Source organism: Leifsonia sp. NPDC058248, from assembly GCF_042881905.1.
Taxonomy (GTDB): Bacteria; Actinomycetota; Actinomycetes; order Actinomycetales; family Microbacteriaceae; genus Leifsonia.
In genome coordinates, this window is record NZ_JBHVXB010000006.1 from 21,688 (window position 1) to 42,067 (window position 20,380).

17 protein-coding genes are annotated in these 20,380 nt (G+C 67.7%); 7 read left to right on the top strand and 10 right to left on the bottom strand.

Going from position 1 to position 20,380, the window contains the following annotated elements:
• Positions 1 to 18: 18 nt before the first annotated feature.
• Together ACFVV5_RS10935 and ACFVV5_RS10940 are read right to left on the bottom strand one after the other, a co-directional pair.
• A complete protein-coding gene (locus tag ACFVV5_RS10935) occupies positions 19 to 1,374 on the bottom strand; it encodes an extracellular solute-binding protein (protein WP_387243311.1) in 1,356 nt (451 codons plus the stop codon).
• 84 nt (positions 1,375 to 1,458) lie between these two features.
• The gene (locus ACFVV5_RS10940; RefSeq protein ID WP_387243314.1) at positions 1,459 to 2,670 is read right to left on the bottom strand and encodes an ROK family protein; all 1,212 of its coding nucleotides are present in this window, start codon (positions 2,668 to 2,670) and stop codon (positions 1,459 to 1,461) included.
• A 228-nt stretch (positions 2,671 to 2,898) separates the two neighbouring features.
• On the opposite strand from ACFVV5_RS10940, the gene ACFVV5_RS10945 reads away from it, so the two are divergent.
• On the top strand, positions 2,899 to 4,278 hold the full coding sequence (locus ACFVV5_RS10945) for a DUF222 domain-containing protein (protein ID WP_387243318.1): 1,380 nt from the start codon (positions 2,899 to 2,901) through the stop codon (positions 4,276 to 4,278).
• A gap of 204 nt (positions 4,279 to 4,482) precedes the next feature.
• Here the strand turns inward: ACFVV5_RS10945 and ACFVV5_RS10950 are convergent, their stop codons facing one another.
• Complete coding sequence (locus tag ACFVV5_RS10950; protein ID WP_387243321.1) at positions 4,483 to 5,697, bottom strand: NADP-dependent isocitrate dehydrogenase; 1,215 nt, start codon at positions 5,695 to 5,697, stop codon at positions 4,483 to 4,485.
• 170 nt (positions 5,698 to 5,867) lie between these two features.
• On the opposite strand from ACFVV5_RS10950, the gene ACFVV5_RS10955 reads away from it, so the two are divergent.
• The 3 genes from ACFVV5_RS10955 to ACFVV5_RS10965 all read left to right on the top strand — a co-directional run bounded on the left by ACFVV5_RS10955 (position 5,868) and on the right by ACFVV5_RS10965 (position 7,133).
• Positions 5,868 to 6,320 (top strand): GNAT family N-acetyltransferase, encoded by a 453-nt coding sequence (locus ACFVV5_RS10955; protein ID WP_387243324.1) that lies wholly within the window; start codon positions 5,868 to 5,870, stop codon positions 6,318 to 6,320.
• A complete protein-coding gene (locus ACFVV5_RS10960) occupies positions 6,304 to 6,621 on the top strand; it encodes an MGMT family protein (protein WP_387243327.1) in 318 nt (105 codons plus the stop codon). The genes ACFVV5_RS10955 and ACFVV5_RS10960 overlap by 17 nt, the downstream gene beginning before the upstream one ends.
• Positions 6,622 to 6,704: 83 nt before the next feature.
• Complete coding sequence (locus tag ACFVV5_RS10965) at positions 6,705 to 7,133, top strand: hypothetical protein (RefSeq protein WP_387243329.1); 429 nt, start codon at positions 6,705 to 6,707, stop codon at positions 7,131 to 7,133.
• 6 nt (positions 7,134 to 7,139) lie between these two features.
• On the opposite strand, the gene ACFVV5_RS10970 is transcribed toward ACFVV5_RS10965, so the two are convergent.
• The 3 genes from ACFVV5_RS10970 to ACFVV5_RS10980 are packed head-to-tail and all read right to left on the bottom strand — an operon-like array spanning position 7,140 to position 9,952.
• The gene (locus ACFVV5_RS10970; protein ID WP_387243332.1) at positions 7,140 to 8,915 is read right to left on the bottom strand and encodes a sensor histidine kinase; all 1,776 of its coding nucleotides are present in this window, start codon (positions 8,913 to 8,915) and stop codon (positions 7,140 to 7,142) included.
• A 1-nt stretch (position 8,916) separates the two neighbouring features.
• Positions 8,917 to 9,600, bottom strand: a complete 684-nt coding sequence (locus ACFVV5_RS10975; protein WP_387243335.1) for a LuxR C-terminal-related transcriptional regulator — start codon at positions 9,598 to 9,600, stop codon at positions 8,917 to 8,919.
• Positions 9,601 to 9,604: 4 nt separating this feature from the next.
• Positions 9,605 to 9,952 carry a response regulator transcription factor gene (locus ACFVV5_RS10980; protein WP_387243338.1) on the bottom strand — a complete coding sequence of 116 codons (348 nt, stop codon included), beginning with the start codon at positions 9,950 to 9,952 and terminating at the stop codon, positions 9,605 to 9,607.
• Between the two features lie 193 nt (positions 9,953 to 10,145).
• On the opposite strand from ACFVV5_RS10980, the gene ACFVV5_RS10985 reads away from it, so the two are divergent.
• Positions 10,146 to 11,201 carry a hypothetical protein gene (locus tag ACFVV5_RS10985; RefSeq protein ID WP_387243341.1) on the top strand — a complete coding sequence of 352 codons (1,056 nt, stop codon included), beginning with the start codon at positions 10,146 to 10,148 and terminating at the stop codon, positions 11,199 to 11,201.
• Positions 11,202 to 11,310: 109 nt separating this feature from the next.
• Here the strand turns inward: ACFVV5_RS10985 and ACFVV5_RS10990 are convergent, their stop codons facing one another.
• The 4 genes from ACFVV5_RS10990 to ACFVV5_RS11005 form a co-directional block, all read right to left on the bottom strand.
• Entirely contained in the window at positions 11,311 to 13,125 is a 1,815-nt protein-coding gene (locus ACFVV5_RS10990; RefSeq protein WP_387243344.1) for an ABC transporter ATP-binding protein, read from the bottom strand.
• Positions 13,122 to 14,969, bottom strand: coding sequence for an ABC transporter ATP-binding protein (locus tag ACFVV5_RS10995; RefSeq protein WP_387243347.1), 1,848 nt, complete (start codon positions 14,967 to 14,969; stop codon positions 13,122 to 13,124). The genes ACFVV5_RS10990 and ACFVV5_RS10995 overlap by 4 nt, the downstream gene beginning before the upstream one ends.
• 416 nt (positions 14,970 to 15,385) lie before the next feature.
• Positions 15,386 to 16,591 carry a dimethylargininase gene (ddaH, locus tag ACFVV5_RS11000; protein WP_387243350.1) on the bottom strand — a complete coding sequence of 402 codons (1,206 nt, stop codon included), beginning with the start codon at positions 16,589 to 16,591 and terminating at the stop codon, positions 15,386 to 15,388.
• A gap of 24 nt (positions 16,592 to 16,615) precedes the next feature.
• Entirely contained in the window at positions 16,616 to 17,695 is a 1,080-nt protein-coding gene (locus ACFVV5_RS11005) for a Glu/Leu/Phe/Val dehydrogenase dimerization domain-containing protein (RefSeq protein WP_387243354.1), read from the bottom strand.
• Between the two features lie 171 nt (positions 17,696 to 17,866).
• Here ACFVV5_RS11005 and ACFVV5_RS11010 point away from each other — a divergent pair, with 171 nt between their 5' ends.
• Both ACFVV5_RS11010 and ACFVV5_RS11015 read left to right on the top strand, forming a co-directional pair.
• Positions 17,867 to 19,021, top strand: coding sequence for a glycosyltransferase family 4 protein (locus tag ACFVV5_RS11010; protein ID WP_387243356.1), 1,155 nt, complete (start codon positions 17,867 to 17,869; stop codon positions 19,019 to 19,021).
• A gap of 38 nt (positions 19,022 to 19,059) precedes the next feature.
• Positions 19,060 to 20,379, top strand: coding sequence for a hypothetical protein (locus tag ACFVV5_RS11015; RefSeq protein WP_387243360.1), 1,320 nt, complete (start codon positions 19,060 to 19,062; stop codon positions 20,377 to 20,379).
• The last annotated feature ends 1 nt before the right edge of the window (position 20,380 follow it).

Below are 20,380 nucleotides of genomic sequence, written 5' to 3' on the forward strand. Positions count from 1 at the left end.
CTCGTTATTACGGTCGGATCACTTACCAGACTTGACGTTCATCAGAGCGTTGAGCTTGGTGTTGTACTCCTGGGCGAGGCCCTTCAGGTCGGACGAGTCCTTGATCTTGCTGAAGAACTCCTCCATCACGTTGCCCGCCTCGACAGCCGCCCAGCCGGGAGCCGCCGGGGTCAGCTTCGAGTTCGACGCCGACTCGATGAGAGCCTTCGCGAACTGGTCGTCGCCGAGCGAGGACGTGTACTTGCTGTTCGCCGGGCCGAGGCCGTTCTTGCCGAGCATCTCCTGGTACTCCTTCGAGAAGATGATCTTCAGGAGGGTCTTGGACAGGCCCGGGTTCTTGGACTTGGCCGAGATGCCGATGTTCGAGCCGCCGGCGAAGACCGGGGCCGGCTTGCCGTCGTTGCCCGGCAGCGCGAACGTGCCGAACGTGTCGTCGTTCCACGTGCGGACGACCTTGTCGTCCTTGGTGGAGGCGTCGCCGATCGACCAGTGCGCCCAGCCCGGAGCCATGATGGTGGCGGCGGCGAGCGACGTGTCAGCGGTCTTCTTGCCGTCGGCGTCGGTCAGCTGGTCGCTGTCGTTCAGGTAGATGTACTGGTTCGAATCCTTGGCGTCGTTCGGAGCCTTGGAGGCGTTCTTGTACAGGTCCTGCAGCTGCTGGAGGCCCTTGAGCGAACCCTCGGAGTCGAGAGTGCCGACCCACTTGCCGTTCTCCAGCTTGGCGATGTCACCACCGTTGGCGAAGATCCAGGAGATGCCGTTGCGCCAGTCCTGGCCGCCGAGGTAGAAGCCCGAGAAGTCCTTGATTCCCTTCGGGTTCTTGGCGGTGATGGTGGCGACATCGGTGTTGAACTGATCGAGGGTGGTGGGTGCCGAGACGCCCGCAGCAGACCAGACATCCTTGCGGTAGAAGGCGTAGCGCGAACCGAAGTAGTACGGCAGCGTGTAGTTCTTGCCGTCCACCTTGCCGGCGTCGACGAAGGACTGGAGGAGGTCGGAACCGCCGAGGTCCTTGTACATGTCGGAGATGTCGAGGAACGCGCCGACGTTGGTGAAGGTCGGCGACTGCGTGTTGCCGATCTCCGTCACATCCGGCGTGTTGTTCTCGTCGGGCAGCGACGTCGTCAGCTTGGTGACGATGTCTCCCCAGTCCTGCTGCTGGATGTTGAGGGTCGCGCCGGTCTCCTTCTGGAATTCCGTCTTGAGATAGGTGCGCAGCGGGTCGGGAGTGTCGGGGCCGACGAGCCACAGGGTCACGGTCTTACCCTTGCCGTCCGTGCTGGGAGCGGATGCGCCGCCTCCGGCGGAGCATCCGGCGAGCACGAGAGCGGAAGCCGTAGCCACAGCGGCGAGGCCAACGAGCTTTCTCTTCATTGCTGTTCCTTTCTTAGGTGGTCGATGTGTGCGATTGCCACACCGTGGTGCTGGGGTCGATGTTTCGGGTGCTGCGGTGCTGTTCTACGAGACCCCGAGTTGTCCGGAGAGGACGAGTACGGCCGCGCCGCGCAGGACGATGTCTTGCCCGAGCGTGGTCATCCGCAGCGTGAGATCGCCGTGGAATTCGGCCATCGTCCTGCTCCGGAGCGTTTGGATGGTCGCCTCGGCGAGTGCGCCATCGAGTAGTTCGGTCGGTCCGCTCAGCACGATCTCCGAGAGGTTGAGCGCTCCGACGACGGGGGCGAGGGCGATGCCGAGGCGCTGCCCTGCCTCCCGCAGGATGGGGGTGGCGTCCGAACCGGCCGCTTCTGCCTCACGGATGCGCTGCTGCAGCTGCGGCACGCTGAGCCAGTGCTCGAGGACCTGGTCGCGGTTGTAGGTCGCCTCGAGGCCGAGGTCGGTGCCGACCATCACCTGGCCGATCTCGCCGGCTGCGAAGCGGCTGCCGTAGACGAGCGCGCCCGCGACGAGCAGCCCGGCGCCGACGCCGTGACCGACCGTGACGAGCATCATGTCGCCGGCGGCATCGCCGTATCCGTGCTCGGCGAGCACGGCGACGTTGGCGTCGTTGGCGACGACGACCGGATGCCCGGTGTGCTCCTGCAGACGCTGCTGGAGGGCTTCGTCGACCCAGCCGAGGTTGGGGGCGGTCAGCACGGTGCCGGTGAGGTCGACCACACCGGGCGAGCCGACTCCGATGCCGAGGATCGGCGCCGTCACGAGGGCCAGCAGGTCGTCGACCAGCTGAACGACCTTGGCGGTGGCCTCGGCGCCGGTCGCGCTCTCGAGGGGGACCTCGGCGCGTTCGAGGATGGTGCCGTCGAGGTCGAGGACCGCGCCGCGGAAGGTGGCGTGCTCGCTCAGGTCGACGCCGACGATCTGGTAGGCCGTGCGGTTGATGTCGAGGAGCACGGCCGGTTTGCCGGGCCGGGCGGATTCGCGTTGCCCGAGCTCGACGACGAGCCCTTCGACGAGGAGTTCGGCGACCAGGTCGGAGATCGTGACCCGGGTCAGCCCGGTCTCACGGGCGATGTCGGCGCGGCTGCGCCGGCCCGATCGGTAGAGGGTCTGCAGCACGAGCGAGCGGTTGTGGCCGCGGGCATGCTCGGGAAGCACTTTGACCTTCGGGCGGAGCGCCCGGCCCGGCGTGAATCCGGGGGCGGATGGAGCGGGCTGGGCACCCTGGTCCGCGGTGCCGGCCGCGGTGCCTCGCTGCACATCCGATGGGGTCATGTTTGTTAGTAAAGCTTACGAACAAAATGAGCGCAAGTCTTCAGGCTCCCTTTCTGCGAGGTTTACCGACTTGTAACATTCGGATGCGTCCGGAAAATCGAAGCTGTATGTGCTAGTGCCGACTTTTCTCCACAGGCGGGCTTCCGGGCAAGTTATCCACTGACAAATACCTGATCAAGGCCCGAATTTGCCGGTCAAAGTGTCAGTGGTACATGGTGAACTTGATTCATGACCACCCCCGCCGCCGCTGCTGCTGTGTTGAGGGAGGCGCTCTCGCAATGTGCAGAGTCGGGGCAGCTGGGACGTGATGAGCTTCTGAGTCTGTTGACGGCGCTCGGGGATGTGCAGGCGGTTCTGGACGCGGTCAAACTTAAGGCGGTCGGCGAGTTGGTCTCCCGGTCGACGCTCGTGGGTTCCGAGAACCCCGTGTCGCGTGCCGGTCACGGTAGCCCCGCAATCTTGCTTGCGGAGCGGTGGCAGATCCCCGTCCCGGCCGCCCGTCAGTACTGCCTGGTCGGTGCGGCGACCGCTCCCCGCGTCGGCCTGACCGGTGAGGTGTTGCCGGCGTCGTTCCCCGTGCTTGCGGCTGCGCTCTCCGCACCGTTCAACGGTGCCACCGCCGGGTCGGGGTGGGTGAGTGTGGATCAGGCGGCGGTGATCGTCCGCGAACTCGGCAAGGCCGCCCCCGCCTGCGGCCGCACCGACCAGCAGCTGGCTGAGCTGATACTTGTACAGCACGCACCGAACCTGACCGCCACCGAACTCCGCACTCTGGCTGGAGAGGTCCGCGACCGGCTCGATCAGGACGGCATCCTCCCCCGGGAGCGGCGCCAGCATCAGCGGCGGTCATTGACGATCAACACCACGAGCGATGGGATGACCCATCTCGACTGGTACCTGAACCCCGAATCCGCCGCATATGTCGTCACCGCCATCGACACAATGGTCGGCCACGAACTCCGAGCCGTGCGATTCCACGACACGACCGTCAGAGGCCCCGACCCTGACCCCGAGGCTGACGTTTCAGAGACTCGGAGCCTGGCGCAGATCCGGTCCGATGTAGCTGTGGAAGCCTTCCGGCACCTCGCCACTTGCACCGGCGATGGGAACGGCAAGCCCGCGGTGACGGCGCTGGTCCGAATCGACCTGGCCACCCTGCAATCCGGTACCGGCGTCGGGCAGGTTGACGGCATCCCCAGCCCGATCAGCGCCGGCACTGCGCGGCGGATGGCTGCCGACGCCCATCTCATCCCCGCCGTTCTTAGCAGCCGCAGTGAAGTCCTGGACCTAGGGAGAAAGCACCGCCTGTTCAGTCGCGCGCAGCGACTCGCCCTCGCCGAGCGCGACGGAGGCTGCGCCTGGACCAGCTGCCCTCACCCACCCTCCTACACCGAAGCGCACCACATCCGCTGGTGGGACGCCGACTACGGCCCCACCGACCTATCCAACGGCATCCTGCTCTGCAGCTCCCACCACCACTGGGTTCACCAAGACGAATGGGACATTCACGTGCGCGACAACGTCCCCTACTTCATCCCACCGCCGCATATCGACCCCCACCAGCGACCACGCCCCGGAGGACGCATCAGACTGCCCAGCGTCGCATAATTGCCGACGGCCGCGGCCCTGTCGCGGAGCTCCATGGCCACCCATAGCCGTCGTCGGCGATTGCGCAGGACTCGTGATGGAACCGAGTCGCCGCCGGTCGCGCAGCGAAGCGCGGGGCGTTCTCGCCCCGCCGACCAAACCAAGGGCGGCGCAGAAAGGCCCGGCGGGAGCATCCCACCGGGCCCATCCACTCGCTGACGGAGACTAGCCGAGGCGCGTCTTGAGGTTGTCGCTCAGGGTCGCGAGGAACTCCTCGGTCGTCTGGTACGGCTGGTCGGGACCGACCAGGAGCGCGAGGTCCTTGGTCATCTTGCCCGACTCGACCGTCTTGATGACGACGTCTTCGAGGGTGTGCGTGAAGTCGATCAGCGCCTGGTTGCCGTCGAGCTTGCCGCGGTGCGCGAGGCCGCGCGTCCAGGCGTAGATCGAGGCGATCGGGTTGGTCGACGTCGGCTTGCCCTGCTGGTGCTGACGGTAGTGGCGCGTCACGGTTCCGTGCGCCGCCTCCGCCTCGACGACCTTGCCGTCGGGCGTGGTGAGCACGCTCGTCATGAGGCCGAGCGAGCCGAAGCCCTGCGCCACCGTGTCGGACTGCACGTCGCCGTCGTAGTTCTTGCAGGCCCAGACATAGCCGCCCTCCCACTTGAGGCTCGAGGCGACCATGTCGTCGATGAGGCGGTGCTCGTAGGTGAGACCGGCGGCGTCGAACTTGTCTTTGTACTCGGCCTCGAAGACTTCCTGGAAGAGGTCTTTGAAGCGGCCGTCGTAGGCCTTGAGGATGGTGTTCTTGGTCGACAGGTACACCGGGTACTGGCGGTCGAGGCCGTAGTTGAACGACGCGCGCGCGAAGTCGCGGATCGACGCGTCCTGGTTGTACATCGCCAGAGCGACGCCGGCGCCGGGCGCCTGGTAGACCTCGAACGACTGGGCCTCTCCCCCGTCGCTCGGCGTGAAGCTCAGCGTCAGAGTGCCGGGGCCGTCGAAGGTGAAGTCGGTGGCGCGGTACTGGTCGCCGAAGGCGTGACGGCCGATGACGATCGGCTTGTTCCAGCCGGGCACCAGGCGCGGGATGTTCGAGATGATGATCGGCTCGCGGAAGACGACGCCGCCGAGGATGTTACGGATCGTTCCGTTGGGGCTCCGCCACATCTTCTTCAGGCCGAATTCCTCGACGCGGGCCTCGTCGGGCGTGATCGTCGCGCACTTGACGCCGACACCGTGCTTCAGGATGGCGTTGGCGGCATCCACGGTGATCTGGTCGTCGGTCTCGTCGCGCTTCTGGATCCCGAGGTCGTAGTACTCGAGGTTCACGTCGAGGTAGGGGTGGATCAGCGAGTCTTTGATGGACTGCCAGATGATGCGGGTCATCTCGTCGCCGTCGAGCTCGACGACGGTGCCGTCAACCGTGATCTTTTCCAATGGATCTCCTCAAGTCTGTGCCATCTTTTGGCCGAGAACAGCTTACCGGAGCCGCGCAACTATCTTGACGTCGAGACAATTCTTCCCGGCGTCCTCACGGCGACTATGGATCCGCTGTCAGCTGAAAGCGCGACTATGCCTGAAACGTACCCGCACGTTACCCTTTCGCTATGGCTGAGTTGAGACTTGAAGAGTTGAACGCGTCGAACATCGTGGCGGCGAACGCGCTCAGCCTGAAACCAGGCCAGGAGCAGTTCGTGTCGCCGGTCTCGTACTCGGCGGCAGCCGTCGTGAGCAATCCGGCCACCTCCTGGCAGCGCGTCGTGCTCGACGGCGACGACGTCGTCGGGTTCATCATGGGCAACTTCGACCCCGACGCCGAGCACGAGGAGTTCCGCTCGATCCTGTGGCGCATCAACGTGGATGCCGACGACCAGGGCCGCGGCGTCGGCACCTTCGCCGTGCACGCGCTGGCCGATGAGGCCCGTTCCCGCGGCCTCGCGCGCCTCTACGTCATCTGGGAGTCCGGCGAGCTCGGCCCCGAGCAGTTCTTCATCCGCAGCGGCTTCGAGCCCTCCGGCGAGACCCAGTACGGCGAGACGATCGGTGCCCTCCACCTCTGACGAGCCGCCGTTCGTCGAGCGCGTGCTCGCGGTCGTCGACAGCATCCCCCCGGGGCACGTGATGACGTACGGCGACGTCGCAGCGACTCTCGGCTCCCGCGCAGCCCGGATGGTCGGGCAGATCATGGCGTACTACGGCTCCGACGTGCCGTGGTGGCGCGTCGTGCGCGCGAGCGGGCATCCCCCCGCGAATCACGAGCACATCGCGCTGCAGCACTACCGGGCGGAGTCCACCCCGCTGCTCGGCGTCGGGACGGCGGTCTACCGCGTCGACCTGCGGGCGGCGCGCTACACGCCGTGACAAGATCATCCGTTCGGCCGATGAACCCCACAGCTTCATAGGATGTACTGGAGTTCTACCCACCTGCCGTACTGGAGTCTTTCGTGCACCGTATCCGTCTCGCCGGCCTCGCCGTCTCCGTTTCGACTCTCGCGATCGGTCTCACCGGATGCTCGGTCATCAGCGCGTTCACCCCGCATGTCGACTCCGCCATCTTCGCTTCGGCGAAAGAGTTCACTCCGAGCGCGACCGCCTCCTTCGGATCTCCCGCGTTCATCCCCGCCGATGCCAGCATCATCCGGGTGGACTACGACACGCAGGGCAAGGGCGCCATCCTCACGTACACGTCCAAGACCCACTTCGTGAAGGGCACGTGCGAGAAGGCGGCGCCGCTGCCGACCACCCAGATCCAGGACAGCTGGTGGCCGGTCGCCGCGCTGCCGAAGCAGGGCGTGAGCTGCCCCGGCGGGTGGACCGCCTTCGCGATCGGCGACCAGATCTACGCCGCGATCCCCACCTCCAAGACCAGCTGAGGCGCCTTACGAGACGGCGACAGGCACCGGGATGGTCAGCTCGATGATCGTTCCGAGGCCGGCCACCGACTGCACCTCGGCGTGACCGTCGACCGCCTCCACCCGGTCACGGACGCCTTCCAGCCCGCCTCCGGGCTCGATCCGCGCCCCGCCCTGGCCGTCGTCCTTGACGACGACCGAGACCGTTCCGCCGGTCGCTGTCACGGTGACGGCGCAGTTGCGGGCCGAGGAGTGCTTGGCGGCGTTCGTCAGGCATTCGGAGACGCAGTAATAGATCGTCTCCTCGATCACCTCGCTCAGCCGTTCCCCGACCTCGATGTGGATCTCGACGGGAAGGTGGCTGCGCACGGCGAGCTCCTCGATGGCCGAGCGCAGGTCTCCGTCGGTGAGCACGGTCGGGTGGATTCCGCGGGCCAGCTCGCGAAGTTCGCGCAGTGCGTCCGCCAGCTGGGCCGAGGCACGCTCCAGGTCGGAGGCGAGGTCGTCGTTGCCCGCGGCCTGCGCTTTCGAGGTGGCGATGCGCAGTCCGATCGCGAGTGACACGAGCTGCTGCTGCGAGCCGTCGTGCAGGTCGCGCTCGAGGCGCCGCCGCGCCAGATAGCCTTCCTCCACGATGCGCAGGCGGGAATCGCGCACTTCCTGGAGCGTGCGCTCGAGGCGCTGACGCAGGCGGTCGTTGTCCACCGAGAGCAGCAGGGCCGATGAGACCGCGTCGAGCAGCCTGTCGTCCTGGCTCAGGGCGACGTCGTGCTCGATGAGCGCGATCGGACCCTGGTCGGAGTCGATCGCGAGGGTCGAACGGCCCGGCCTGTCGGCGGGGGCCCCGTCGGGCATCCGGTCGCCGTCCGAGGTCTCGTACCCCTTGAGCTGTTCGTCCCACCAGAACACCCGCAGGGAGCTGTCGTGCAGGGTGCGTGCCAGGCTCGACTCCCAGAGCGTTCGGTCGACCTTGTCGCGCGCCACGATCACCAGGTCGGCGACCCGGGAGCGCAGGCCGCGTGCATAGAGCACTCCCCCGACGAACGAGGGCGGGATCAGGGCGATGGCGATCGGCGGGACGAACTGCAGCCAGCCGCTCTGCCAGCCGAGGGTGAAGCTCAGCGAGTCCTGCACCGTCCCATAGCACCAGAGCAGGATCGCGAGCGGCATCACGAAGGCCACCCGTCGCGCCGGCAGGGTGCTCTGGAACCAGCGCATGATGAGCCGCACCGCGACCGTGAGCATCAGCCCCAGGCCGACGACGCGCCACGCGACGCCCAGCCAGAAATCGGCTCCGTCGCTCGGCACGATCGCGTAGGCGTTGGTCGCGCAGCCGCACTCGGCCGGCGTGGGCGACGAGAACAGCAGGATGCCCGCGAACCGCACCGCGAAAGCGCAGAGCACCGCCACCACGAGCACGCGGTCGAAGCGGGCGACGAGCCGTCCCGTCGGGTACACGAGCACCAGGATGCCCACCAGCGGCGCCCACAGATCGGTGACGCCCTCGACCACCGGCCACACCCATCCGTTGTCCCGCGTCACCGGGTACCAGGCCCCGGCGGTCCAGAACACGGACGCCCCGACCATCAGCCAGCCCGGGACCGGATTGCGCACGATCTTCCACGCGATGATCGCGCACACTGCGTAGTCGACGCCGACCACGATGAACACGATCGCCCAGCCCACCCCTTGCGGCCGGGGGCCGTAGTCGCCGGTGATCGCGCTCACCACCTGGGCGGCCACGTTGGAGGCCACCGCGACGATCACCGCGAGCGTGCGAACCGCGATGCGCCCGGCGTTCACGTCAGGTGTCCCGGCCGAGGAACCGCAGCACGGCGAGCACGCGGCGGTGTCCTTCGGCGGAGTCCTCGACGTCGAGCTTCGACATGATGTGCCCGATGTGCGATTCGACCGTGCGAAGGCTCAGGTGGAGGTCCGTGGCGATGCCGGCGTTCGACTTGCCTTCGGCCATCAGCCGGATGACGTCCTGTTCGCGGGCCGAGAGCGCGTCGAGGGAGGCCTCCGCCGTATGGCCCGAGACGAGGAGCGCGACGACTTCGGGGTCGACCACCGATCCGCCGGCCGCGACGCTCCGCACCGCGTTGACCAGGGTTCCCGCATCGGCGACCCGGTCTTTCAGCAGGTACCCGGTGCCGCTCCCGGCGCTCATCGCGCGGATGGCGTACGCCGCCGTCGTGTACATCGAGAGCAGCAGGACGCCGACGGACGATCCGGATGCCCGCAGCTGTTCGAGCGCGCGCAGCCCCTCGTCGGTGTGGGTCGGCGGCATCTTGATGTCGAGCACGACCGCGTCGATGCCGGGATCGGCTTCGACGACCTGCAGAAGCTCTTCGGCGGTGTCGACGGAGGAGACCACATCGACGCCGCCGGCGCGGAGGATCTGGCCGATGCCTTCACGCAGCAGGACGGCGTCGTCGGCGACAGCGACCCGGAGCGCGCGCGATTCGTTGAGGTCACCCGCTAACACGCGCTCACCCTAGCAGGCTGCGAATCGCGTCGCCGCTCAGCTCGCCCTTGGCGATGAACCCCTCGGCTCCGCTCTCGACGACGCGGCGGCCGTAGTCGGCGGATGCCCGGCTCGAGGTGAGCACGACGGCGGCGCCCGTGGCATGCATCGCGTGGACCAGGTCGAAACCGTTCGCGTCGGGAAGACCCACGTCGAGCAGCACCACATCGGGCGCGAGGCGGCGGCTGAGCTCGACGCCCCGCTCACCGGTGTCGGCGTCTCCGACCACCATGAAGCGTTCGAGCTTCAGAAGCTCGGCCGCCTGCGCGCGGAATCGTGCGTGGTCGTCGACGATCACAACACGGAGGCACATGCAGATAATCATGGCGTGCGCAGCCCCGAAATCGTATCCGTGCTACCACCCAGATTAATGGGGTGACCCCCCGGATGCGGGCTGGTGCGCCCGGGGCCAGCATGAGATATACGCCGACCAGAACCCGAGGGATGCCGGCCGACCCGACAGACGGTATCCCCTGGTCTCGGCGGAACAGCGAGGAGAAAGGCCCATGTTCACCACAACCCGACCCGTCAGGACGAGCGCCGCACCCGAGTCGGCGCCTCCTCGCGTGGCGGTGGACATGGACCAGCCCGACCTCGCCGGCCTCGTGGCCCACCACGGGCTGCCGCTGGTCGTCCTCGACATCGCCCGGGCGGCGCGCCAGTACCGTTCGCTGTGCGAGGCGTTCCCCACGGTCGACGTGCACTACGACGTGAGCGCTCTCGCGCATCCGGCTCTGATCGAGGCCGTCGCGGCCGACGACGGGTTCTTCGAGGTGTCGCACGACAGCGCCCTGGCCGCCCTCACTGCAGCGCACGCCGATCAGACCCGCGTGCTGCACGCCACAACGGTGACGCATCCGCACGAGGTGCTGGCCGCGTACAACGCGGGCGTGCGGCGGTTCGTCGTCGACGGGGAATCCGACGTGGAGAAGTTCGTCGGCTACCCGGCCGACCTGCGCTTGCTGGTGCGTCTGCGTCCGGCTGCACCCGCCCACGCGCATGCGTTGCCACGCGGGGTCCGGGCAGAGGATGCGCTGCGACTCTTCCACGACGCGGAGAGCCTGGGCGTGCGGATCGCAGGCTTCTCGTCGAGTCCGGCGGCGGACGCGAGCGCGTCCGACTATGTCGCACAGCTCGCACGCACGGTCGCGCTGATGGCCGACATCGAGGCGGCGACGAGAACCCGGTTCGACGTGGTCGACCTCGGAGACGACTTCCCGGGGCGTGCCGGCGGGACACCCGGCGAGCGGGCCGAGCTGGCCCGCGCCATCCGGGCGCTGATCGCGCCGGCCACCTCGCGTGTGGCGATCACGGCCTCCGCCGGCCGTGCCGTCACCACCGGCTGCATCACGGTGATCGGCGGCACGGTCGAGCACGATGTCGACCCGCTGATCGCGAGCGACTGCATCGACGACGGCGCCGACGTGGCCGTCGTGGGCGACGACGACGAGCGATCCGGCCCGTTGTTCCGCTTCCCGTTCTTCCGCACGGTCGGTTCGAGCAGGCATCGCGTCCTGCACGGCGGGCCGCTCGGAGCCAGAGCCCGGTCGTCGGCAGGCTGATCAACCCAACCCCTCAGCCTGAGGACGACCGCGGCGGCGGGGAACGCGGGGAGGCTTCCCCCGCGTTCCCCACCGATCTCCCGCGTTCCCCACCGAATCCCGGCGGCTGCTAGACCAGCGAGTCCCGCCAGGCGGCGTGCAGCTGGGCGAACCGGCCGGTCCCGGCGATCAGGTCGTCGGGAGTACCGTCTTCCACGATCGCGCCGTGCTCCATCACCAGCACGCGATCGGCGATCGCGACCGTCGACAGCCGGTGCGCGATGATCACCGCGGTGCGATCGGAGAGCAGCGTCTGCAACGCCTCCTGCACCAGTCGCTCGCTCGGGATGTCCAGCGAGCTGGTCGCCTCGTCGAGGATGAGCACCGCCGGGTCGGCGAGGAATGCGCGCGCGAACGAGATCAGCTGACGCTGTCCGGCCGATACGCGTCCACCGCGCTTGTTCACGTCGGTGTCGTAGCCGTTCGGCAGACCCCGGATGAACTCGTCGGCGCCCACGGCGCGCGCGGCGTCCATGATCTCCTCACGCGTCGCATCCGGTTTGCCCAATGCGATGTTGTCGGCGACCGACCCGCTGAACAGGTAGGCCTCCTGGGTGACCATCACGATGGCACGGCGCAGGTCCTTCGGGTGCAGATCGCGCAGATCCACTCCGTCCAGGGTCACCGCGCCGTCGCTCGGGTCGTAGAACCGCGAGATCAGCTTGGCGAGCGTCGACTTGCCCGCGCCGGTCGAGCCGACGAGCGCGATGGTCTGGCCCGACGGGATGTCCAGGCTGAAGTTCGGCAGGATGACGCGGTCCTTCTTGTACGCGAACTCCACACTGTCGAACCGCACGTGACCCGTCGAATCCCACAGGTCCACCGGCTTCACCGGATCGGGGACCGTCGGCTCCTCCTCCAGCACACCCGAGATCTTCTCGAGCGCCGCCGCCGCCGACTGGTAGGAGTTGTAGAACATCGCCATCTCCTCCATCGGGTCGAAGAACCGGCGGGTGTACAGCAAGGTGGCGAGCAGCACACCGATCGCCAGCTGGCCGTCGGCAACGCGGAAGCCGCCGATGAGGAGCACGACGCCCACGGTCAGGTTCCCGATCATCACGAGGCCGGGATCGAAGATCCCGAACAGCTGGATCACCCGGGCGTTCACGTCGCGGTAGTCCTCGACGAGACCGCCGAACTCCTTCTCGTTGCGCTTCTCCTTGCGGAACGCCTTGACGGCGCGGATGCCCGTCATCGTCTCCACGAACTGCACGATCAGCTTCGCCGACGCCACCCGCGAGATGCGGAACAGCACCTGCGAGCGCTTCTGGAACCAGCGCGTGAGCAGGTAGAGCGGCACCAGCGAGCAGAGCAGGACGACACCGCTGATCCAGTCGAGCGTGAACAGCGCGATGGCGATGAACAGCATGTACAGGAAGCCCTGCACGAGCTGGTTGATGCCCGAGTCCAGCAGCTCGCGAATCGAGTCCAGGTCGCTCGTCTGGCGCGAGATGATTCGGCCGGACGTGTACGACTCGTGGAACTCGAGGCTGAGCCGCTGGGTGTGCAGGAACACCCGCTTGCGCAGGTCGATCAGGATCGCCTGGCTGATGCGCGCACTGAGCACCGTGTACCACGCGATCAGCACGGCGCCGATGATGCCCGTGAACAGGTAGGCGACACCGGCGAGCGCCAGCGGCATCCAGTCCTGCTTCATCAGGGCCGGAAGCCCGTTGTCGATGCCGAACGCGATGATCGCCGGTCCGGCGACCTGCGCGGCCGTGCTGATCACGACCACCACGGCGGTCAGGATCAACCGCAGTCGCAGGGGACGCATCAGCGAACCCAGCAGATGCAGCGAGCGCTGGCGGATCTGCCGGCTCTCGTCCTTGGTGAAGTCGTTGCGCTCTTCGCCTTCGACTCCGATCACGGATGCGTTGCTCACAGGTTCACCTCCTGAAGGATCTCGTTGTTCTGATCGTCTTCCAGACTGGAGATGACGAATCGGTAGTGTTCGCTCGACCCGAGGAGGTCGTGGTGGGTTCCGACCGCGGTGATGCGGCCGTCCTCCAGCAGTGCCACCCGGTCGGCGAGCATGACGGTCGAGGGGCGGTGCGCCACGACCAGCGCTGTGGTCGCGGCGAGCACCCGACGGAGAGCCGCCTCGACGAGCGCCTCGGTGTCGACGTCGAGTGCGGACAGCGGGTCGTCGAGCACGAGGATCGACGGGCTGGCCGCGACCGCGCGCGCGAGCGCAAGACGCTGACGCTGGCCGCCGGAGAGGCTCAGGCCTTCCTCGCCGACCTTCGTCTCGACGCCGTCCGGCAGGTCGTAGACGAAGCCGGCCTGGGCGATCTCGACGGCCTCGGCGAGCACGGCATCGGCCTCCGCCGACCGCACGTCGAGGTCGTCGCGTCCGAGCAGGACGTTCTCCCGCACCGACGCCGAGAACAGCGTGGCGTCCTCGAACGCCATCGCGATGCTCTTGCGCAGGTCGTATCGGGTGAGGTCGCGCACGTCGACGCCGTCGACACGCACCGACCCGCCGGTGACGTCGTACAGACGCGTGGTGAGGGCCGTGAGCGTCGACTTGCCGCATCCGGTGAGGCCTACGAGGGCCATCGTCTCCCCCGGCTCGACCCGGAGGTCGATTCCGTTCAGCAGGTCGGGGAACCGCTCGGGCGAGTCCTGGTACCGGAAGTGCACGTCGTCGAAGACGAGCTCGCCGCGAGGCTCCTCGATCTTCTGAGGCTGCTCGGGGTCCGCGATGGTGTTGGACTCGTCCATCACCTCGAAGAACCGGTCGGCCGCCGTGCGGGTGTCGAAGGTCATCGACAGCAGGAAGCCGATCGACTCCACCGGGAACCGCAGCACGGTCGCCGTGGCGAAGAACGCCACCAGCTCGCCCACGGAGAGCTCGCCTTGCGATGCCAGCCAGACGCCGACCACCAGGCAGATGCCGAACGCCACGTCGGGCACGAGCAGCAGCCACAGCCAGATGCCCGCGATCGCCTTGGCCTTCTCGATCTCGGTGCCGCGCAGCTCCTCGGCCTGCGACTCGAAGCGCGAGAGCGCATGCTTGCCACGGCCGAAGGCCTTCAGAACCCGGATGCCGTGCACCGACTCCTCGACGGCCGTCGCCAGGTCGCCCGCCTGGTCCTGGCTGCGGCGTGCGATCACCGAGTACTTGCCCTCGAAGATGAAGCCGTAGATCCAGAGCGGGATCGAGCAGACCAGGAAGATCGATCCCAGCAGCCAGTTCCAGGAGACCAGGATCGCGAATCCGACGACGATCGTCACCACGTTGACCACGAGCAGCACGACACCGAACGAGATCCAGCGACGGATGAGGTTGAGGTCGCTCACCGCACGAGAGAGCAGCTGGCCGCTCGGCCAGCGGTCGTGGAAGGCGACGGGCAGGTCTTGCAGCTGCGCGTAGAGTCCGTTGCGCATCTTCGCCTCGACGTGGGTGCCCGGCGTGAGCACGAACCAGCGACGCAGCGAGATGAAGACAGCCTCGGCGGCGCCGAGGCCCACGACGAGCAGGGCGGCCGGCCACACCTGGGCCGAGTCGCCGGTCGCCAGCGGGCCGTCGACGAGCCAGCGGAGCACCTGCGGGATGCTTAGCGCGACGAGGCTCGCGAGCAGCGCGGCCACCATGCCGAGCAGGATGCGCGGGGCAGCGGACTTGGCGAACGGCAGGATGCGCACCAGGGTGCGTGCGGTGCTGGGGCGTTTCACTTTCTGTTTTTTGTGGGGTGGGTGCTGATTTTCAGCGGGGAAAGACATTGTGATCCGATTCTTCTGAGACTGAGTTTGCTGAGGTCGGCACGCTGCCGGAGCAGTGGTCGGCGCAGTGTCGGTCGGCACTGGACGGACGCCGATGGACGCGCCGGAAGGGTCGCTGAGAGGTCGCCGATCTGTGTCGTTCCCGGGTTCCTTCTCGAACCTGGGACGGTCGGCCGGCGACGATCAGCCGGAAGCGCTGGAGAGCCTGGGACCTACCAGGCGGGGGCGAGATCCGGAGACGGCGCGGCTCCGCGCGCGGCCACGGCGACGGGTTCGAACACGGTCACGGTTCGTGTAGGTCCTGTCGTTGTCATGGCGTCCTCCCTAGCCCGAATGCGATTCACGTAATGCCGCCTAGGCAGCCCTACAGCCTACGACTCAACCTCAGCTCAGCACAAGAGCGGATCGAAGAAACGTCAGCGGATGCGGATCGAGAGGCACGTCACGCATCCCTCGAGCTTCTCGAACTCGGAGATGTCGACCTGGACGACGGTGTAGCCGAGGTCTTCGATCAGGGCGACCGACTTCGGCGCCGACGACGACATCAGCACCGTGTCTTCCGACAGGACGACGACGGCGGTGCCGTGGGCCTCCGGGACCGGCAGGAAGCGTTCGAAGATCGACGTGTTGTCGACCAGGGGCTCGTAGCCGATGACCGTGCCGTCGGGCAGGGCGGTGACGGCCGTCTTCAGGTGGAGCGCCTTGGTGACCGGAACGGCGACCACGGTGTAGCCGAGCGGCGCGATGAGCGCGCGCAGCTGACGGATGCCCTCCGCGTTCGTGCGGCCCCCACGGCCGACGTACACCGTCGAGCCGACCTTGAGCACGTCGCCGCCGTCGAGCGTTCCGGGGGCCTCGATGCGTTCGATGTGCAGGCCCTGGGCGCGCAGCGCGGCCTCCGTGCCTGCGGTCTCCGCGCGGCGCGAATCGGCGCCCGGCAGCGAGATCACGGCCGTGTCGCCGAAGACCACGGCGGTGTCCTCCACGAAGACGGCGTCGGCGAGACCGTCGGCGCTCGCGACCTCGACGGTCTGCCAGCCGGCCTCGGACAGAGCGGCCACGTAGGCGTCCCACTGCTTGTCGGCGAGCTCGGCGTCGACGCTCTCGCGCTCGATGTGCGTGACGAGACCCTCGGAGAGGTTGGAGGCCGGGATGCGCACCAGCGCGACCGTGGCGCCGGCCCGCGCGCCACGCGTGCCCTCGATCGAACGGTAGACCGCGAGACCGGCGGTCGGCGTGACGACGGCCACGGCGAGCCAGAACGGCAGGTTGATGCCGATCAGCGACGACCAGAGCTGTCCCCAGGCCGTCGAGTTGAGCGCTGCGCCGAGCACCGAGTAGAGCACCAGGGTTCCGAGCACGACGCTGACGAGCCCGACGACGATGCCGGTGACCACGGCGATCCAGCGACGGTCCAGACCGCCGAGGAGCGCCGCGGCGAACGTGAGCACCAGCGCGGCGAGCGCGTTGAAGATCATGAACTCCGCGGCGTTCGGCAGGATCGTCGACGCCAGCCCGTTCGCCGTCAGCAGCACCACCACGGACGCGATGAAGGCGATGGCGGCGACCGCCACAGCGGCGGACAGGGATGCGATGAGCCGGCGGCCCCACGAAGTCGTCATGGGAACCAACCTATCGGAGCGTTCCTATGCGTTCGCTGGTTCGCGCAGACGCTCGAGCGCGACCTCTTCGGCGGCCTCCAGCGTGGTGATCCCGCGCTGATCGGCGACGGCGAAGATCTCGGTGATCGTGTCGCCGATCTGCTCGACGCGCTGCTGGGTCGCCCCGGCCGACGGCTCGTCCTCGCTCATCATCGAGAGGAAGATCACGCCGCCCGCGTTCACGACGAAGTCCGGCGCCCACAGGATGCCGCGCGCAGCGAGACGCGCTGCGCCGGAGCGGTGCGCGAGCTGGTTGTTGGCCGGACCGACGACCGCGGCGACGCGCAGCTCGTCGATCACCTGATCGGTGAGGACGCCACCGACGCCGGCGGGGACGAAGAGGTCGCCTTCGACCGCGTGGGCCTCGTGCGGCTCCACCCAGGTCGCACCGAGCGACTCGGCCAGCGTGCGCTTGGCCGGGTTCACATCCGTGACCGTGATGACCGCGCCTTCGCGCGCAAGACGCATCGCGATGATCGAGCCGACGTGCCCCAGCCCGAGCACGGTCACGCGTCGGCCGGCCACGGTTCTGCTGCCGAACGCCCTCTCGAGGGTCGCGAGCAGTCCGGCGTACACGCCGGCGGCCGTCGCGTCGCTCGGCTCGCCGACCCCGCCCTCCGAGGAGGGGAGGCCGCAGACGTGCGAGGTGCGCGTGGCGACGAGCGCCATGTCCTCGGCGGACGTTCCGACATCCTCGGCCGTCATGTACGCGCCGCCCAGGCTCTCGACCGCATCGCCGAGGTCGAGCATCACGTCACGGCGCTCTTCGCTCGTGAGCACGGTGCCGCGCGGGACGTAGACGACCGACTTGCCGCCGCCCCGGTTGAGGCCTGCGGCCGCGTTCTTGAGCGTCATGCCCTCGGCGAGACGCAGCGAGTCGTTGACCGCCTCCGCCCAGCTGTCGTACGTCCAGACCCGGCAGCCGCCCAGCGCCGGGCCGAGAACAGTGGAGTGCACGGCAACGCTGATGGTGAGACCGCTCCGCCTTCCCTTGACCACATGCAGCGTTTCGTGCGGCAGGTTCGTTCCAGTCGTTTCGACCAGGTCGATGGGCATGACAGACATCGGTGTCTCCTTGTGGGATCGTGACGGCAAAGCGGGTGGCCTGGTGGGCCGACGACTATTTTGCCACGAACGCCGACGGTAGAACGAATAGGATTTCTGCACATCTGCATGTACGTTTTGACAGAGCCACCCCCTTGATACCGGAAGGAAGCTGTGTCTCGTCGACCTCGAGTGCTCATTGATGCAACAGCCATACCCGCGAACCACGGTGGGGTCGCTCGTTACATCTACGGAGTCCTCGAAGGATTCCCGCCTGACGCCATCCACCTCTTCGTCGCCTGCCAGCCGGACGATGCTCCCACCGTCGCCGCGATCGTTCCCTGGGCGACGATCCTGACGACCTCACGAGCGCTCCGGGTGCGCCCCATCCGGATGCTCTGGGAACAGTTCATCCTTCCGTTGAGGGCCACTCGCCGGCGGATCACGGTCATCCACTCTCCGCACTACAGCTACCCGCTGGCCTGGAGCGGCCGCAGCGTCGTCACCCTTCACGACGCCACGTTCTTCAGCCACCCGCTCGTGCACACCGGCCTCAAGCGCCTCTACTTCCGTGCGTGGATCCGCCGGGCCTGGCGCCACACCGACGCGATCGTCGTTCCGAGCGCGACCACGGCGGGCGAGCTCGACCGGTACCTCGGTGTCCCGAACGGCGTCGTGTCGGTAGCCCATCTGGGGGTCGACGTCTCCCGGTTCCATCCGCCCACACCGGAGGAGATCGACGCGTTCCGCGCGGCACACGACCTCGACGATCACCACGAGTGGTTCGCGTATCTCGGAACCATCGAGCCGCGTAAGAACGTGGGCTCGCTGATCGACGCGTTCAGCGCGGTCCGTGAAGAGCTCGGCGATGCCTCACCGAGACTGCTCGTCGCCGGTGCGCGCGGCTGGGATGTGCAAGTCCTGTCCCGGCTCGACGCCATGGGCACCGATTCGGGCGTCTCCTCTCTCGGCTACGTCGCAGTGGAACATCTGTCGGCACTGCTCGGCGGTGCGGTCGCGGTGGTGTACCCGAGCTTCGGAGAAGGGTTCGGCCTCCCGGTCGTCGAGGCGATGTCGTGCGGCGCGACCGTGATCACGACGCGGAACCTCGCGATTCCCGAGGTCGGCGGAGACGCCGTGCTGTACAGCGAGACCGACGCGACATCCCTGCAGGCCGCGATGCTCCAGGTTCTCGATGACAACGAGCTGCGCACCGACATGTCGGCGCGTGCCATCGCGCGAGCCTCCACCTTCGACTGGAACGCCACAGCGCTCGCCCATCTGAGGGCCTACGACGAATCCACCACAGCGATCGTGCCGCCTCCACGTGAAACGGGAGCCGTGTGAACGTCGCGGATGCGCTCGACCGGTAACCTCGGACCATCGTGAATCTCAAGAAACTCGCCGCGATCGCCGGCGACTTCCTCCACACCAACAGCGCTTTCCTGACCAGCGGCGCGCAGCGCGCACGATTGCGGGAGGCGCTCAAGGTCGACGGCTTCGATCGCAGGCGCGATGCACTCATCCGCGAAGACGAGCTGGCGGCTCCGCTCACGGCCACCCCGTATGCGCGCCTGGCCGAGACGAGCCTCGCGCTCACGGGCATCCGCATCGACCAGGACGCCCCGCCGATGCTCAACCTCGTGATCGGCGAGGTTCGCACCGCGGGCGTCTTCGCGGGCGTGCACACTGCGCTGACCGCGGCGGCCCGGCTCGCAGACATCCTCGGCGTCGGACTGCGCATCGTGATGCTCGATCCGACCTCGACCGACAACTCGCGTGCCGCGGCAGAGAAGGCCGCTCGGCCGATCGTCGGATCCACTCGACTTGTCGTCGTCACTCGCGAGACCATCAGGGCCGAACCGTACTCGGCATCCGACTATTGGCTGGCGACGCATTCCAAGACGGCCCACGCCGTGCAAGTCGCCTGCGACATCGGCGTGATCGACCGCTCGCGCGTGGCCTATCTGATCCAGGACTACGAGCCGGGCTTCACCGCCTGGTCGACCGAATCGGTGCTGGCCGAGGCCACGTATCGTGCAGGCTTCGTCCCCATTGTGAACTCGACACCGCTCTGGATGCACCTCAATGAGGCAGGCCTCGACGTCCCGCGCGAACTCGTCTTCGCACCTACGTTCGAATCGACGCGGCTGCAGCAGGCGGCCGCTCTGCGCGAGCGCACGCCCGGCGCACGGGTGCTGTTCTACGGTCGCCGCTCGAAGCACCGCAACCTCTTCGCGCTCGGGGTCTCCGCCCTGAAGGCGGCGACCGTCGAGCTCGGTGCCGACGCCGCGCAGACGGAGTTCTATTCGCTTGGCGAACAGCACGACGACGTCCCCCTGGGAAACGGGGCGGTCCTGCGCAGCAAGGGCCGGCTGGCCTGGGACGAGTATTTCCGGTTCCTCGCGACCGTCGACGTAGCCCTCTCTCTTCAGCAGAGCCCGCATCCCAGCCACCCGCCCTTCGACGCGGCGATCTCGGGGGCGCACGCCGTCACGAACGATTTCGGCGGTGGCCGGTCCGCGCTGCACCCGCGGATCTCCGCCGTCTCGGCGGACACACCCAGCCTCGGCGCGGCTCTCGTGCAGGCGATCCGGAACGCACGAGACGCCGAGCCCGCCGGCTACTTGCCGGTCGCCGACGGCCTCCTGGGCTCCGACCTGGATGACGCACTCCGCAGAGCAGCCGTCCGCCTCGCGAGCTGAG